At 45.1% G+C, this 18,202-nt stretch carries 6 protein-coding genes; 3 read left to right on the forward strand and 3 right to left on the reverse strand.

All coding sequences use genetic code 11. From position 1 onward, the window contains the following. Positions 1–5: 5 nt before the first annotated feature. The 3 genes from TOL_RS01880 to TOL_RS01890 form a co-directional block, all read right to left on the reverse strand. Positions 6–1,892, reverse strand: a complete 1,887-nt coding sequence (locus TOL_RS01880; protein WP_015485570.1) for a type VI secretion system Vgr family protein — start codon at positions 1,890–1,892, stop codon at positions 6–8. 151 nt (positions 1,893–2,043) lie between these two features. Beyond that, positions 2,044–2,532: an Hcp family type VI secretion system effector gene (locus TOL_RS01885; RefSeq protein ID WP_015485571.1), complete on the reverse strand. Its 489-nt coding sequence runs from the start codon at positions 2,530–2,532 to the stop codon at positions 2,044–2,046. Positions 2,533–2,944: 412 nt separating this feature from the next. Then, a complete protein-coding gene (locus TOL_RS01890; protein WP_041588365.1) occupies positions 2,945–3,673 on the reverse strand; it encodes a transposase in 729 nt (242 codons plus the stop codon). Positions 3,674–3,912: 239 nt separating this feature from the next. On the opposite strand from TOL_RS01890, the gene TOL_RS01895 reads away from it, so the two are divergent. The 3 genes from TOL_RS01895 to TOL_RS01905 all read left to right on the forward strand — a co-directional run bounded on the left by TOL_RS01895 (position 3,913) and on the right by TOL_RS01905 (position 18,131). Then, positions 3,913–4,797, forward strand: a complete 885-nt coding sequence (locus tag TOL_RS01895) for a Stp1/IreP family PP2C-type Ser/Thr phosphatase (protein ID WP_197537901.1) — start codon at positions 3,913–3,915, stop codon at positions 4,795–4,797. A 409-nt stretch (positions 4,798–5,206) separates the two neighbouring features. After that, positions 5,207–7,258: a ShlB/FhaC/HecB family hemolysin secretion/activation protein gene (locus TOL_RS01900; RefSeq protein ID WP_015485575.1), complete on the forward strand. Its 2,052-nt coding sequence runs from the start codon at positions 5,207–5,209 to the stop codon at positions 7,256–7,258. 97 nt (positions 7,259–7,355) lie between these two features. Beyond that, entirely contained in the window at positions 7,356–18,131 is a 10,776-nt protein-coding gene (locus tag TOL_RS01905; protein WP_015485576.1) for a filamentous hemagglutinin N-terminal domain-containing protein, read from the forward strand. The last annotated feature ends 71 nt before the right edge of the window (positions 18,132–18,202 follow it).

Below are 18,202 nucleotides of genomic sequence, written 5' to 3' on the forward strand. Positions count from 1 at the left end.
CTCAATTAGTTAATCTTAGTCAGAGCGCCTTTCACGGTGAGAATCCCACCGGCAGATACTTCGCCCATTGCACTGGCTTTCGCTTTCACCATAGTGCCTTTAATTTCGATGCCTGATTGGTCGATTTTAATGGTGTTGGCGCCCACTTTTAATTCGATTGATGTTTTTGAGGTGATTTTAATCGCGCCCATTGCATCAATGGTGGAGGTGCCTTTCGCTATTTTTAGAGTATGGTTGCCCGCATCAATTTTGGTGGTCTGATCACCTTTAGATACCGTTAGTGTATCGTTACCATTCGAAATCGTGGCTGTGCGGTTTTCGGTAATGGTTAAGGTTTGATCATTTTCGACGAGACCGGTCTGGTCGTTATGCACAACCCAGTTATGGTCCTTACCGGCTTCCATATAGATTTCTTCGTCGCCTTTTTTATCGTCGAAGCGCAATTCGTTAAACTTGCTATCTTTGATGGCGGTTTTCCAGCCACTTTGAGTGGCGGTGTAATTCGGACCATCGTTGGTGCCGTTATAGACCGCACCGGTGACGAGTGGGCGATCCGGATCGCCATTGATATAACTGATAACCACTTCTTGGCCAACGCGTGGTACAAAATTAGCGCCCCAGCCTTTACCAGCAAATTGCTGCACTACACGTACCCAGCAAGAATTCTGCGCAGTATTCCAAGGAAAGGTGACTTTTACTTGGGTGAGTACGTCGCTAGAGCTATCGCTACCGGTGGCTTTCACTTCGGCTACGGTTGCAATTTGTGGCGTATGGATTTTCTTTGCAAAGTTGTTGTGTTTAGGCCGTACGATAACGCCATTAGGTACACACACAAAGCGGTTGGCGAAGTGCGTATCTTGATTATTGCCGTCGCGAGCAACGATATGAACCTGCGTAAGTAAGTACTTACCCGATTCCGAAGTAATCGAATGATCGATTTCAAAACGACCACCGGCAGCTAATGTCACGACATCGCTGGTGCCTTGGGCGACATCGAAGCCTGCTTCGTGGGCTTCCATGGCTTTTTCGCTCGCGCTTTTGTTTTGCGCGTCGATGAATTTGTGCTTATTTTCACCATCTATTTCGTAGTTATAGATACCGTAACCGCTGGTCGTGAAGTCAGACACGCTGTTAAGCGGTGACTTAGTTTTTACGACTTGCTTGTTATCTTTAGTCGTGGTGAATTCGCTGTAATCTTTAAATTCAAAACCGCCAGTGTGGTAGTTAAAGCTGCGCTGCCAACTGTGAATGGTGTGCTTAGTCGGTTGCGTGCCACCGCCATCGTATTCGATTTTTTCAGAGGCCGCGTCGAAGTAGTCTTGCATGTCGTCGGCGAGTACGAGTTCGTGTTTGCCATCATCGTGCGTGAAGTAATAGCTAATGCCTTCTTCGGCCAATAAGCGTGAAATAAAATCAAAGTCGGTTTCGTCGAATTGCACACAATATTCGCGAACTAAATAAGAACCCGTCGGTTTAAATTGATGGGTAACGACTTTTGAATATTCGCCAAGAACTTCACTAACAATATCTTTCACGTTCTTTTTGTGAAAAATTCGATTTTTCGAACCAAGGGTGGTAAACCAAAGGCCGGGTACCATTTCCAAACGATAACGACGCAATCCTTCGTCGTTGACGTCGAGCATGGCTAAATGATTGACGTAACCATTAATATAGCGAGTCGTCGTTTCGCCATCGGCAAGAATCGACACCGTTATGTCTTTACCGACAATATCTTTTTGATTGATATTATGGTTGTCTGAAAACAATTCTAGGGTGTAGCGGAAAAGATCCGATATATACTCATCACCAATTAATTCCGACACAGTAAAGGCGTCTTTTCCTACCGGAGTATCGACTTGAATGAGGCGTTTATTCTGGCTGAGTACCGACATGACCTTGTCACCACGTTATATGTGATTGTTAGCGCAATGAGAAATGCGCGTCCTTTATGGTTTATTTATGCTGTAAATCTTAAACGGAACAGGGGGCAATCCCCGGCATTGCCTGAGAGCCCCCCTGCTTAATAAGAGAAATGCTCTCTTATTATAACGGCTTAGCAGTCGTTAGATCGTAACCAACTTTCATGTTCTTGGTGTTCTTGTTGGTCTTGTCTGCGTGAGTCAGGTCAGCTTCGATTTTTGCAAAGCTTAAAGAGATAGACTCTTGTGGAGCACCGCCAGCTGAAGCGCTAACGCTGTAAGAAGACATGATAACGTCTTCTAGTTTGTAAACTGCGTACTTTTCAACTTTCTCAGCACCAGTTTGAACTACGTGGATCTCAACTTTAACGCCTGAGTCACCCGTTACAGATGCTTTGAAAAGACCGCCAGAAGCAGCGTCTAAAGGCTTAGTGATAGTCACTTCGCTGATGCTTGGACGAGAAGCTTCACGGTTAGCCATTGCACCAGCTTGCATGCTGATAGAGCGGCCAACACCAAAGCTCATGCTGTCAACTTCAATCCAGTCTTCGTAGCCGGCTGCGGTCACGTTACCAGCTGGAGACTTTTCGTTGAAATTCATATAAATCGCCATTTAACAATTCCTCTATGTTATTTAAAGACTATTTCCATCAGGCTCGGTCATCGACTTTTCATTAAAATGCAACGAAAGAGCCACTGCCCATACGGCAAGTGGTGCAGAGTAAAACAAATTTAATTTGTGGTTTAAACCCCTGTTTTTCATTAATTTAATCGACTCTGGCACGAATTAAAATTTGGGGCGATTTATACCAGTATCTCGACTCTGACCCCTTTTATAGATTGTATAAATAACAAACAAAATTCGGCGGTTTAGTTGTAGTTTCGGCGAATTATTGATGAATTAAGGTGAGTTTTTGCGCCCAAATGACTCTGACCCCTTTTAATAAAATTAATTTCGAAGATGGCGGGTTATGTCTTACTGTGATGGTCGTAAATTGGGTGCGAGAGTTTAAGCGAGGACGGAATTAGGCTGTGGTGGTGCCGGATGAACTTGATTGCTCATCTTTATCTTTCTTTTTTGGGCGTCCACGTTTTAGCGGGCGAACGCGATGGTTGGCAATTTGTTCGATTTTTTCTGTAAATCGATCTCCGCCTAATACTTGTCCAAGTTTTATCGTCTCGGCAATATAGTCGAGCAGCATGCGGTCAAAGCGGAAGCGGAACATAGCGCTGTATTCATCGGCTCTATCTTCGTGAGTATCGCCAAGGTTCATAAATAAGCGGTGATCGGCAATAAGATCGCTGGGTTCTCGACCTGTGTGGTAGTTGAAGCTAGACCAAGCATACAGCTCTGGGCTGTCGACTAGGCCTTCGTACATGGGCTTTAGTTCAACGTAGCGATAACAGGTAAGCAGGTAAGCATCTGAGTCAATAACACTGGATTTGTAGCGCCCAGCCCATAAGGTTCCTGAACGTTGGTAACGATGGTTTATGTACTGTACATAACGACGTCCCAGCGATTGCATCATAGATGAGATGCCTTGTGGGATATTAGGTGTAGCGATTATCTGTACGGCGTTAGGGAGTAATACGTAGGCGTGAATGTTGACGTCGTATTGATCGGCAGCTTTTTTAAGCGAAGTTAAGTAGAAGTCGTAGTCTTCGTCGTCAAAAAAGCAGTTCAGGTTGTTGTGCCCGATCTGAACAACATGCTGAGGAATGTTGGCTATATTAATTCGCGGCAGTCTAGCCATAACCTCTTTCGCGTCCCTACTCTGTTAGATACACCTGTAGCATAACCTATGCTTCCATTGCAGGCGGGATTATGCAAAACCCCCTCCGTAAAATCAACCGTGGTTAATTTCTTTACGCTGGATGCAACAACAGCCTACCAGAGACGAGTTATTTTTGTTTTAATTTTGCCAAACCTCATTTGAGCCACGCAAATAGCGCGCAGAACACTCGCAAATTGCTAGCATGGTCAATCTAAGACATGGAATTAATGATGAGCAATACCGCAGGCGTGCGCCTAGCAGTTAACGGCAAAACCGATATTGGGCGGGTTAGGGAAGAAAACGAAGATGCTATTCGTTGGCATGCGGATGCAACCCTGCCGTTTGGCTATGTGGTAATTGCTGATGGCATGGGAGGTTACAGTGGCGGCTCGTTAGCGAGCAGGATTGCTGTTGAAACCTTCAGTCAGGTTTTAGATGGCTTGATTACTCCCATTTTTCTGGCTTGCACGCCTGATCAGCAGAATTTGATGATTCACTCTGCAATTAACAACACCGTTGGTAAAGCTAATCAATCGATCATTGATGCCAAGCTGGAGAACCCTCAGTTTGCACATATGGGGACAACTCTAGTGCTTGCCGTTGTGTGGCAGGATCAGCTCGTAGTGGCCCATGTGGGCGATTCTCGGGCATATATGTGGAGTACCGCTGGTATCGTTCAGATAACGAAAGATCACAGCGTCGTGCAAGATATGATAGACGCTGGTGCCCTAACTGAAGAGCAGGCTAGGGTCAGCAATGTTCGCAACCACATTACCCGCGCATTAGGTGTTACTGAAGATGTTGAGCCAACGATTCAATCATTAACGTTAAACAAAAGCTCGCTACTACTGCTGTGCAGCGATGGCCTGAGCGAGTACTTCGATAATTCAGAATTAGAGCATGTATTGGCAACCCATCGTCCTGCATTGGAGTGTTGTTATCGTTTAATTGATGAGGCAAATCAGTGTGGCGGTAAAGACAACATCAGTGTTGGAATTCTTGAGTTCACGGCAAATTCCACGGTAAGTCCTGTCGTAACGGGGAGTGTTCCATCAGGCTCGGGAGAAGACACAACCGTGCGTAGGGATCGACCTAGTCACTAATTAATTCGTGAATGGCGCATCCTGCCTAAACTGACTCGCCATGATTTCGCCAGTATTTCTGACTGTTGATGTGTTGGTTTATTAAGTAACATACGTTCAGAATTTGCTGCGCATTGCATCACCTTGTTGGGTGTTATTCGTTCAATCATATTGCTATAATGCGCGCGATTTTGCTGTGGGGCGTGAATCGACCGCTTATTGCGTAGCAAGGCACTCTGTCAGTACACATACTGACACGCGATGATCTTAGGATCGTAAATCGCTAATGGATTTTTCTGTGAGGCACGGATGTCTTCTAATTTCTTCTATAGATTTTGTAGCCGACCGTTCTCACCTTTTGAGAGCCCGTCGGCTTTTTGTTTTTTGGCTTTTTTGTCGGCGGCTCTAATTAACAGAATTAAGGAATAAGATGTTAAAGGGTGAAGCAAGTTTGACGTTGATTACCAGTCTAAATCGCATGAAGCAATCTTTGGCTGTGGCGATTTCAACCATAATGCTAACAGCTGGAGCGCTGACGGTTCAGGCTGAAGGTGCTGCTGTAGCACCACCGCAGGCAGATCTTAATGCACTGAGATCCATCTTTGGTATCGATGCGCCTAATTCTGCAGGAGATGTGTCGGATGCCTATGCTGAACGGCAGAAAAAAGATGACTTGGCCCCTAAATTAAACGGTGAAATTCCTGATGCCGCTAAGCGTGATGCTGGCCCGCGAATTATCGTTAATCAATTTGTATTCGATGATCTACGCGAATATCCAGAAATTGGTATTACCAAAAAGAGCGTAGAGCAAGAAGCAGAACGTTTACGCGCCGATTATATGAAAGAAGAAAAGCGCATCGCCGGTGGCTTTACTATTGATGAATCAGCCGAAGTAATTGAATACCTTAGTGAAATTGGCCGTCAGGGCGATGCGGATAATTTGACTTATGAAGACATGCAAAACCTAGTAGAAATTGTTCGCCAACAAAACCGTAATCGCGGCTTAAGCTACGCTGACCTTGAAGAAGTAACCAATAAATTGACGTTATTTTATCGTCAAAAAGGTCTTTTTCTCACTCGTGTGCAATTGCCAGCGCAAAATATTAAAGACGGCATCGTTCGTCTTTCGATTCTTGAAGGGCGCCTAGGGCAAGTCGAAGCCATTAACAATAAAAAGTACACTTTGAAAACGCTCAGTTCTCCATTTGAACCGGTAATGGATAAAGCGGTTAGTGGCACTCGTATTGAAGAGTCTTTGTATGTTCTTAATGATTTGCCTGGTTTGAATATTACCGGTGCATTTACCGCTGGCGAAAACCCAGGAGAAACAAAGCTTAAGCTAAACGTGCGCGATGAAGAAGCGCTAAGATTTTTAGTTCGTTTAGATAATCATGGCTCGGCATTTACTGGTGACACACGATTATTTACCAGCATGGAGTGGTACAACCCGATTGGTTTTGGCGACAGCTTAAAAGTGGGTTACTTACGCTCAGAAGATATTGAAGGTAAAAACGTAGCCGATAACGAATCGCGCGCCAATCTTGGCCAGTTTTCTTACTCATTCCCATTCTTCAGTTTAAGAACACGCGTAACCCTTTCTGCCGATTACAATAGCTACTCGATTGTTGATGAAGATGGCGGCGTGATTAACGCGCTGGAGCTAGAAGGCACCAGCTCTAATTATGCGTTAAATATCGATCATAAGATTAAGCGCAGTCGCGATTTTAACATGTCGACAGGTTTCACTCTGACCGACAAAGAAACAAAAATCGACAGTGAGTTTATTCCTGCGGGTGATCACGCTGTTGGTGGTGAATTTAATTTCTATATCGACGGCCTAAACCGTTCAGGTTTGCGCATGTTGAACGTTGCTAACCTGACATTGCAGTATGGCGAGCATAAAAACGAAGTCGCCGAAGGGCGTGACGATACCTTCACGAAATTTGGTATTGATACGAACTCGCTATTCTTCGTTCCTCTGCCATTTAGCGAGCAATACTCCCGATTAATTACTACCGTAAAAATGCAATACTCCTCAGCATCACTGCCATCGTTTGAGCAATTTAGCTTAGGTGGCGCTAATGGCGTGCGCGCATTCAATGTAGGCAAGTTCTCTGCCGACACTTCGGCTTATATCGCTAACGAATGGTACTTCGACTTACCGCGCTGGTCTTTCATTGGAAATCGTACATTCGGCGAAGTATTTCAAGCAGGCTTGTTATTAGACTTTGCCTACGGCGTACAAAACGGCGGCTTTACTACCGATAGCGGTAGCCTTGCCGATGACGAATGGGCGCGTATGAGCGCCGCCGGTATTGTAATTAAAGCCGTATGGGGTAACACCTTTAGCTCGAAAATTACGATAGCGACACCGATTGAAGGTAAATCAAGCCTAGACCCAGAAGGCGATAGCTCAGTTGAAAAACTAAACGAAAAGCCAGACACAGTAGAAGTGTTTGCCGATATTAATTTCGTGTTTTAACAACTGACGACGAAAACGAATAAAAGGATTTTATTCACATACGTGTGAATGAACGGATGAATTTGGGGACGCCCCCCTTGATGTTGAGAATAGCGACATGACTAAGAACACCAACACTAGCAAAAATGTAACCACCGCAGCGACAGGATTTTTACCTAAGCTGAAACAACTCGCCGAAGCCATTCGCAACGCGAATTTAATTGCAGCAGGAATAAGAGGCAGTTTGTTAGGTAGCTTAATTGCCGGGCAGATTGTCATGCCGGTGGCGGTGTTGGCTTTGCCTACTTTGCCAGAAGTTAAAGGAGGCAGTGCAGATTTTATTGGCGATCCAAATACCGGAATTAATAAGGTAAATCAAACATCAAGTCGAGTAGTGATTGATTGGAGTACTTTCGATATAGGTAGTACTGAAACTTTAACCTTTGATCAAATTAATACTACAGATGTTGCGATTAATAATGTTTTAGATACGAAATTATCTACCATCTATGGGAGTGTTTTTGCTAAGGGAAATATTATTTTAATAAACCCAAATGGACTTGTTTTTTCTGATGGAGCAATAATCAATGTAGGCGGTTTAGTTGCATCTACATTAAGCCTCGATACCTCTTATGATTTAACTTACTTTGTTAATGATACCGAAAATACCGTTGGTTTAGTCTTTAAGGACAGTGGTAGTACTAGTGAGCTAACTAGTAATGCTGTAATTACAGCCAGCGGCCTTAACGCAACATCTTCTGTGGTTTTTTTAGGGGGTCAAGTTACTAACAACGGCGATATCAACGCTAGGCTCGTCAATATGGTCGGGGCAGATGGCGCGACGATTACTTTTGGCTCTGACGTTTTAGGAATCGAACGTATTGTTGATGCTTCTGTCGCTCCATCTGTAGAAAATAGCGGTACTATTACTGCTAGCCAAATTACACTTGAAGCCTATGCCGCTGCAGATATATTAGCTTCTGCAGTAAACAGTGGCACCTTACAAGCTACTGGTATCTCAACTATTGGTGGTGAAATTCGTTTGATCGCTAGTAGCGGCGATGCCGATGTTGCGGCATCCGTTACGAATAGTGGAAGCTTAAGCGCTACTAGTGGTGCTTCAATTGTTATCGAAGCTGATAAAGTGACTCTGGCTTCAGGTACCGCAATTTCGGCGACAGGAACCGCAGCTACAGATACGACCTCAGAGGTGCCTGCCGGTTCTATTACAGTAAATACGGGTACGCTGGATGTTTCAGAGGCTGGTGCTAAGTATAATAATTTTGACCTAATCGATGGCGGTGACTCTGTATCAATAGAAAAGAAATTAAATATTAATATAGGAGACTCTTCTTCATCGATAAAAGTTGACGGTGTTTCTGTTGTTACAAGTAATAATGCTATTCTGAATGGCTCTGATACTGTTAGCGAGGCATTTGAGATTGCTGCTGATGGCGTTACGGTTGATGTTAATAGCATGAGCCTTTCATCTGTTGCAGCTATTGATGCCGGCGCAAGCGCAAGCGACAGCGTAACCTTTGTCGCGGAAACGGACGCATCCTTAGTTGCTGAAAATAAAATTACTGATCCTGGCGTTGAAGAACTTGTTGCCATTGATAATTCGCTATCAACTACGCATATTGATTTCAGTAACATTAATAGTGCCGATCTTAAAGGTGGTGTTTTAACCGGTAGTGATGGCGCGGACACTTTTGTTGTTAATACAGGCGGCTTAAAAGCGAATGAAATTGCCGTTACAGGCTTGGAAAAAAATGCAGATGGCATTGCGACGGTTAATGCCTCCGGCAATACCGATGGTAAGGACAAACTGACATCGACTTTTGATGCTTCGCTTACCAGTGAGGAAAATGAGGTTTCCCTAACCAATTATTTATTCCGAGGTATTGAAGAAACGGTATTGGCAGATGGCACCTTAACCGGCACAAATGCCGCTGAAACCTTCACCGTCGCGGAATCGAAAGCCGTTGGCGTGAATGCTATCGACTTCAAGGGTGTTACCACGGTTGTGGCCGGAACCGATGCGGGTGTGGTCGACATCGTTAATACGGGGGCGGCTGGAGCACAACTAAATGGTGCCAATAATGAATTAGTTGCGTCAGGTATTACGTTTGAGGAAGTCGAAAAAGCCGATCTTGCCAACGGAACCTTGGTTGGAAAAGACGATGTTAACGAGGCATTTAGTATTGATTCTGACGGTATCACGGTTGGTGTTAATAGCATGATCCTTACATCTGTGTCAGCTATTGATGCCGGTACAAGTTCAGGTGACAGTGTAACCTTTGGTGTTGCGACGAGCGCTTCCTTAGTTGCTGAAAATAAAATTACTGATCCTGGCGTTGAAGAACTTGTTGCCATTGATAATTCGCTATCAACTACGCATATTGATTTCAGTAACATTAATAGTGCCGATCTTAAAGGTGGTGTTTTAACCGGTAGTGATGGCGCGGACACTTTTGTTGTTAATACAGGCGGCTTAAAAGCGAATGAAATTGCCGTTACGGGGTTAGCGGTAAATACAGATGGCTTCGCCACGATTGATGCTGGAGGTAATGCCTCTGGGGCAGATAAGTTAACGTCCGATTTTGATGCAACGTTGACCGGTGCGAGCAAGGCTCTGACCTCGAGTGGTTTTACGTTCCAAAATATCGAAACGGCGGATCTGAATACGAAAGCATTAACGGGCAGCGACAGCGCAGACACTTTCGTACTTGTAACCGTTGATAACGCTACTCAGCTTAAAGCTAACGACATCGTGTTCGAGGATATTAATACCACGATCGATGCAGGTACTAATGGTACGGGGTCAGATAAGTTAACGTCCGATTTTGATGCAACGTTGACCGGTGCGAGCAAGGCTCTGACCTCGAGTGGTTTCACGTTCCAAAATATTGAAACGGCGGATCTGAATACGAAAGCATTAACGGGCAGCGACAGCGTAGACACTTTCGTACTTGCGACCGTTGATAACGCTACTCAGCTGAAAGCCAACGACATCGTGTTCGAGGATCTCAATACCACGATTGATGCAGGTACTAATGGCACGGGGTCAGATAAGTTAACGTCCGATTTTGATGCAACGTTGGCGGGTGCGAGTAAGGCTCTGACCTCGAGTGGTTTCACGTTCCAAAATATCGAAACGGCGGATTTAAACACGAAAACATTAACGGGCAGTGGCAGTGCGGATACCTTCGTATTAGCGACCGTTGATAACGCTACTCAGCTGAAAGCCAACGACATCGTGTTCGAGGATCTCAATACCACGATTGATGCTGGAGATAATGCCACTGGGTCAGATAAGTTAACGTCCGATTTTGATGCAACGTTGACCGGTGCGAGTAAGGCTCTGACCTCGAGTGGTTTCACGTTCCAAAATATTGAAACGGCTGACTTAAACACGAAAGCATTAACGGGCAGCGACAGCGCAGACACTTTCGTACTTGTAACCGTTGATAACGCTACTCAGCTTAAAGCTAACGACATCGTGTTCGAGGATATCAATACCACGATTGATGCAGGTACTAATGGCACGGGGTCAGATAAGTTAACGTCCGATTTTGATGCAACGTTGACCGGTGCGAGTAAGGCTCTGACCTCGAGTGGTTTTACGTTCCAAAATATCGAAACGGCGGATCTGAATACGAAAGCATTAACGGGCAGCGACAGCGCAGACACTTTCGTACTTGCGACCGTTGATAACGCTACTCAGCTTAAAGCTAACGACATCGTGTTCGAGGATATCAATACCACGATTGATGCAGGTACTAATGGCACGGGGTCAGATAAGTTAACGTCCGATTTTGATGCAACGTTGGCGGGTGCCTCTAAAGCGTTAATCTCAGAAGGCTTCACGTTCCAAAATATTGAAACTGCTGACTTAAACACGAAAGCATTAACGGGCAGCGACAGCGCAGACACTTTCGTACTTGTAACCGTTGATAACGCTACTCAGCTTAAAGCTAACGACATCGTGTTCGAGGATATCAATACCACGATCGATGCAGGTACTAATGGCACGGGGTCAGATAAGTTAACGTCCGATTTTGATGCAACGTTGGCGGGTGCGAGTAAGGCTCTGACCTCGAGTGGTTTCACGTTCCAAAATATCGAAACGGCTGACTTAAATACGAAAGCATTAACGGGCAGCGACAGCGCAGACACTTTCGTACTTGCAACCGTTGATAACGCTACTCAGCTGAAAGCCAACGATATTGTATTTAACAATATCAACAGCACGATTGATGCAGGTACTAATGGTACGGGGTCAGATAAGTTAACGTCCGATTTTGATGCAACGTTGACCGGTGCGAGCAAGGCTCTGACCTCGAGTGGTTTTACGTTCCAAAATATCGAAACGGCGGATCTGAATACGAAAGCATTAACGGGCAGCGACAGCGCAGACACTTTCGTACTTGTAACCGTTGATAACGCTACTCAGCTTAAAGCTAACGACATCGTGTTCGAGGATATTAATACCACGATCGATGCAGGTACTAATGGTACGGGGTCAGATAAGTTAACGTCCGATTTTGATGCAACGTTGACCGGTGCGAGCAAGGCTCTGACCTCGAGTGGTTTCACGTTCCAAAATATTGAAACGGCGGATCTGAATACGAAAGCATTAACGGGCAGCGACAGCGTAGACACTTTCGTACTTGCGACCGTTGATAACGCTACTCAGCTGAAAGCCAACGACATCGTGTTCGAGGATCTCAATACCACGATTGATGCAGGTACTAATGGCACGGGGTCAGATAAGTTAACGTCCGATTTTGATGCAACGTTGGCGGGTGCGAGTAAGGCTCTGACCTCGAGTGGTTTCACGTTCCAAAATATCGAAACGGCGGATTTAAACACGAAAACATTAACGGGCAGTGGCAGTGCGGATACCTTCGTATTAGCGACCGTTGATAACGCTACTCAGCTGAAAGCCAACGACATCGTGTTCGAGGATCTCAATACCACGATTGATGCTGGAGATAATGCCACTGGGTCAGATAAGTTAACGTCCGATTTTGATGCAACGTTGACCGGTGCGAGTAAGGCTCTGACCTCGAGTGGTTTCACGTTCCAAAATATTGAAACGGCTGACTTAAACACGAAAGCATTAACGGGCAGCGACAGCGCAGACACTTTCGTACTTGCGACCGTTGATAACGCTACTCAGCTGAAAGCCAACGATATTGTATTTAACAATATCAACAGCACGATTGATGCAGGAGATAATGCCTCTGGGTCAGATAAGTTAACGTCCGATTTTGATGCGACGTTGGCGGGTGCCTCTAAAGCGTTAATCTCAGAAGGCTTCACGTTCCACAGTATCGAAACGGCGGATTTAAATACGAAAGCATTAACGGGCACTGATGCTGGAGAAACCTTCACATTTACAGATGCAAATACTTTTAATGTAAATGATATTGTCTTTACGGATGTTGCCACAGTCGTTGCCGGAGGTGCTGACTCAGTTGTCGATACCGTTAAAACCGCAGGGAATAAGGCAGAATTAACGGGGGCCAGTAATGAGCTAAAAGTATCGGGAATAACTTTCCAGTCGATCGATGTAGCGGACTTGGCTGGTGCTGATGAGAGTGGAGAGGTTAATAATGGATCTTTTTCTGGCAGCTCTAAGGCAGACACGTTTGTTTTGGCGACAGTTGGAAGCAATACTCAACTGAAAGCTAACGGCATTGTAATTAACAATAGTAATACCACTATTGATGCTGGTGCTAATGGCTCTGGGTCAGATAAGTTAACGTCCGATTTTGATGCAACGTTGACCGGTGCGAGCAAAGCTCTGACCTCGAGTGGTTTCACGTTCCAAAATATCGAAACGGCGGATTTAAACACGAAAGCATTAACGGGCAGTGGCAGTGCGGATACCTTCGTATTAGCGACCGTTGATAACGCTACTCAGCTGAAAGCCAACGATATTGTATTTAACAATATCAACAGCACGATTGATGCTGGAGATAATGGCACTGGGTCAGATAAGTTAACGTCCGATTTTGATGCGACGCTGGCGGGTGCTTCCAAAGCGCTAATCTCTAATGGTTTCACGTTCCAAAATATCGAAACGGCGGATCTAAATACGAAAGCATTAACGGGCAGCGACAGCGCAGACACTTTCGTACTTGCAGCCGTTGATAATGCTACTCAGTTGAAAGCCAACGACATCGTGTTTGAGGATATCAATACCACGATTGATGCTGGAGATAATGGCACTGGGTCAGATAAGTTAACGTCCGATTTTGATGCGACGCTGGCGGGTGCTTCCAAAGCGTTAATCTCTAATGGTTTCACGTTCCAAAATATCGAAACGGCGGATCTAAATACGAAAGCATTAACGGGCAGCGACAGCGCAGACACTTTCGTACTTGCAACCGTTGATAACGCTACTCAGCTTAAAGCCAACGACATCGTATTCGAGGATCTCAATAGCACGATTGATGCTGGAGATAATGGCACTGGGTCAGATAAGTTAACGTCCGATTTTGATGCGACATTGACGGACACCAATAACGCTCTGATTTCTAACGGTTTCACGTTCCAAAATATTGAAACGGCGGATCTAAATACAAATTCATTAAAGGGCAGTGGCCGTGCGGATACTTTCGTACTTTCGACCGTTGATAACGCTACTCAGCTTAAAGCCAACGACATCGTGTTCGAGGATCTCAATAGCACGATTGATGCTGGAGATAATGTCACCGTATTAGATAAGTTAACGTCCGATTTTGATGCAACGTTGACCGGTGCGAGCAAGGCTCTGACCTCGAGTGGTTTTACGTTCCAAAATATCGAAACGGCGGATTTAAATACGAAAGCATTAACGGGCAGCGATAGCGCAGACACTTTCGTACTTGCAACCGTTGATAACGATACTCAGCTGAAAGCTAACGATATTGTGTTTAACAATATCAACAGCACTATTGATGCTGGTGCTAATGGCGCTGGGTCAGATAAGTTAACGTCCGATTTTGATGCGACACTGGCAGGTGCTGCAAAAGCGTTAATCTCTAATGGTATCACGTTCCAAAATATCGAAACGGCGGATTTAAACACGAAAACATTAACGGGCAGCGACAGCGCAGACACTTTCGTACTTGCAACCGTTGATAACGCTACTCAGCTGAAAGCCAACGACATCGTGTTCGAGGATATCAATACCACGATCAACGCCTCAGGTAATACTGGAGGTAATGATAAATTAACATCAGATTTTGATGCTTCGCTTACCAGTGAGAACAACGAAGTTTCTTCGTCTGACTATTTATTCCAAGGTATTGAAGAAACGGTATTGGCAGATGGCACTTTAACCGGTACCGCGGCTGCTGAAACCTTCACCGTCGCGGGGTCGAAAGCCGTTGGCGTGAATGCTATCGACTTTACTGGTGTTACCACGGTTGTAGCAGGAACTGCTACAACTGCTACGGATGTGACCGACACCGTTGATACGGATGGTACGGATGCAGCGCTTGATGTTGCTAACAACCAATTAGTCGCGTCTGATATTACATTCAAAGAAATTGAAAAAGCGGATTTCGCGGGTGATAACGCTAATGGCACGCTCACCGGTAGCGCTAATTCTGACAGCTTTGTTGTTAATGCCGACGGTTTAAAAGCCAATGAAATTGTCGTTACTGGCTTGAAAACAAATGCAGATGGTATTGCGACAATTAATGCATTAGGCAATGCGGCAGGTGTGGACAAGCTAACATCGACTTTTGATGCTTCGCTCACCAGTGAGAACAACGAAGTTTCTTCGTCTGGCTATTTATTCCAAGGTATTGAAGAAACGGTATTGGCAGATGGCACCTTAACCGGTACTGCGGCTGCTGAAACCTTCACCGTCGCAGGATCGAAAGCCGTTGGTGTTAATGGTATCGACTTCAAGGGTGTTACCACGGTTGTGGCAGGAACTGCTACGGATGTGACCGACACCGTTGATACGGATGGTACTGCAGCGGCGCTGAATGGTAATAACAATGAATTAGTTGTTTCGGATATTACGTTCAAAGAGATTGAATCTGCAGACCTTGCTAGCACTACCATCAAAGGTACGCTAACCGGCACCGAAGAGGCAGAAGACTTTGTTGTTGGCAGTTCAGTTAATGAGTTAGTCGTAAATGCAATTAACTTTACGGGTGTAGACACCGTTGTCGCTGGAACTAAGTCAGGTGTGATTGATACTCTCGACACTCAAGGCAATAGTGCAACGTTAAGCGGTATCGACAATGAAGTAATCGCTTCAAGTATCACCTTCCAGCAAATCGAATCGGTAGATCTGGCCAGCGACACTGTAAAAGGTACTTTGAATGGTACGGATGTGTCTGATGAGTTTGAAATTAACGGCGCAAATGCATTAACTTCAGATAACGTTAAATTTACAGGTGTGGGTAGCGTTGCTGCTGGCAGCAGCAATGACGATAGCATTACATCGACTTTAGCTGTTGATGCATCACTCTCAGCGGCCAATAAAGCATTAATGGTTGCGGGAATTAATTTCACTGCAATCGATAGTGCAAATTTATCTCAAGGCATCGTTACCGGTACCGATAGCAGCGAAACCTTCGAAATCAGTAACACGAATAATGCAGTTACCGTTAACGGAATGAGCTTAACGGCAGTATCGGCTGTTAACGCAGGCTCAAGCATGGACGACGTTGTTAAAGTTGCTACGGGTGTTCAAGCTACCGCTGATTTAACGGCTGTCGATAATCAAATCTCTGCCTCAGCGATTACGTTTAATGATGTCGATACCGTTAACCTTGGTGGCGGCACGTTAAATGGCTCTAATAGCGAGAACGAAGTGTATGTTGTTAACACAACCGCGAATGCGTTAGCCGTTAAAAACATGCAGTTTGAATCTGTCAATGCAGTTAATGGCGGTGTGGATAGTATCGACTCGATTGCAACACTCGGTGTGGCGGTTGATGCGCAATTAACCGGTGCCGATAAGCAACTGCTGGTTTCGGATATTACTTTCAGTGATATTAGTTCGGCGAACATGAGTGGTGGTCGTTTGTCTGGTAGTGACGAGGCGGACACCATTCAGCTGACGAGCGCTGGTATGGCAGCCAACGAAATTAATTTCTATCTCATTAATAGCGCTGTTGATACTCAAGGTGGCGACGATACGGTCATTGGCCGAGCTGGTGTTGATTGGACCTTAACCGGCACAAATGGCGAAATTAACTCTGTACGTTATCAGTTTAAAAATGTTGAAAATGTGGATGTGGTTAGTGAAGGGGTTGCAGGGTCTGCAATCGCAGAGACCTTCGAGCTAGGTACTGAAGAAAGCCAAGTTATTGTTAATCAATTAACCTTGAGCAATGTTTCAACCGTGACAGCAGATCTTAACGATACCTTGTTAGGCACGAGCGGCGATGATGTATTCAACGTAAATAGCGATACATCAGTCCTTACCAATTCGACCACTTTCGACGGCATGGAGAATTTGAATGGTGGAGAAGGCCAAGATACGTTAATCAGCAATGTTGATGGCCTCGCTTGGATTATTAACCAAGCTTCAGACGGTGTTAATTCTCTTGGTGATTTCCTATTTAGCCAGTTTGAAGTGCTGAACAATAATGTCGGTAATTTGAATCTATCGACTTCGTTACAAGCTGTATTTGCCGGTGAGAGTGTCAGTTTCATTGGTGGCAACTCTTCAACCGCATCTATACAAGCAGTGCCTTCGGACATGAATTTGAACTTTAATGGTCAGGAAGATGTGATCATTAATTCAACTTACGTTGGTAAAAATGCGATTACGGGTAATTTAATTGCCCATCTAGCAGACATTAACGCATCCGGTGATATCGACCTTGATACTGAGATCGACATTTTAAATGTCAGCACCAACGACAATCGTTCGATCAACGCCACCTTCGTTCAAAACGGTGATCTGGTGTTACGCACGGTTGATGTGGGTGATAGCGGTACTGTTATTTTGGATAGTGCCGTTGAAGGTACGGGGCTGTTAACAACTGAGACCCGTAACGAGGTTAACTTTGTTGCGAAATCGGTATCGATTGGTACCGGTAAATCGGATCGCCAAGGTGCTGGTTTGTGGGAAGGCGTTGGTTCGGCGGCGGATGCAAGTCAGTTAACCTTCGACGTGTCGTTTAATCTAGACCTTGAGGCACTTTACTACGTAACACCGTTCTTCCCGAATGGTGCGCCGATTACCTCGCAGCTAGAAGGTATTGAATCGGACTCTTTGATCAGCTCACAGCAGTCGGCATTAATCGTCACTGATACTGTGCAAAATTTAGCGCAACTTGACCCTGCGATCTTTGAATCATTAACGCCGTATATTGCCGACGCCAACTCCATTGCCGGTGCCGACAATTATTATGCGAGTTCTGAAGTTCCATCTACGTTGGATACTGCGCAACTAGCCGCTTTATTATCGTCGTATGAACCAACCGCAGCAGGCGGCGTGAATTACGACGAATACAAACTGGATGGCGAATCCGAAGAAGATGATGATAAGAAGAAGTTAGCCAAGAAATTGAGCAAAGCCGGTACGTTTGTAGCCGACGATAATAGCGATATTAAAGTTGCTTATAGCGAATCGGGCGAAATGCTGGGTGTTGTAAAAGACTACGTTTTCCAAGCAGGTGATTCGCTTTGGAGTTTGTCAAAACGTTATTTGGGTAATGGCTTTGCTTGGACCGAAATTGCAAAACAAAATCCAAGTATTAAAAACCCATCGTCTATCGCCGACGGCCAAATCATTAAAGTGGTTGTAAAAGTTAGCGATGAAATCGGCCAAATCCTAAAGAGTGCAATTAGCGCTGGCGGGATTTCTAAAGAAGGCAATAGCGCGACTCTACCAGCATCGTTGAGAAGGGAAGTGGCATTGCCGTAATCTAAAGCAGCCATTAATTAATAAAAATTACCGCCCAAGCATTGCTTGGGCGTAGCTCATTATAAAAGGAT

Origin of the sequence: Thalassolituus oleivorans MIL-1 (assembly GCF_000355675.1) — a bacterium.
Taxonomy (GTDB): Bacteria; Pseudomonadota; Gammaproteobacteria; order Pseudomonadales; family Oceanobacteraceae; genus Thalassolituus; species Thalassolituus oleivorans.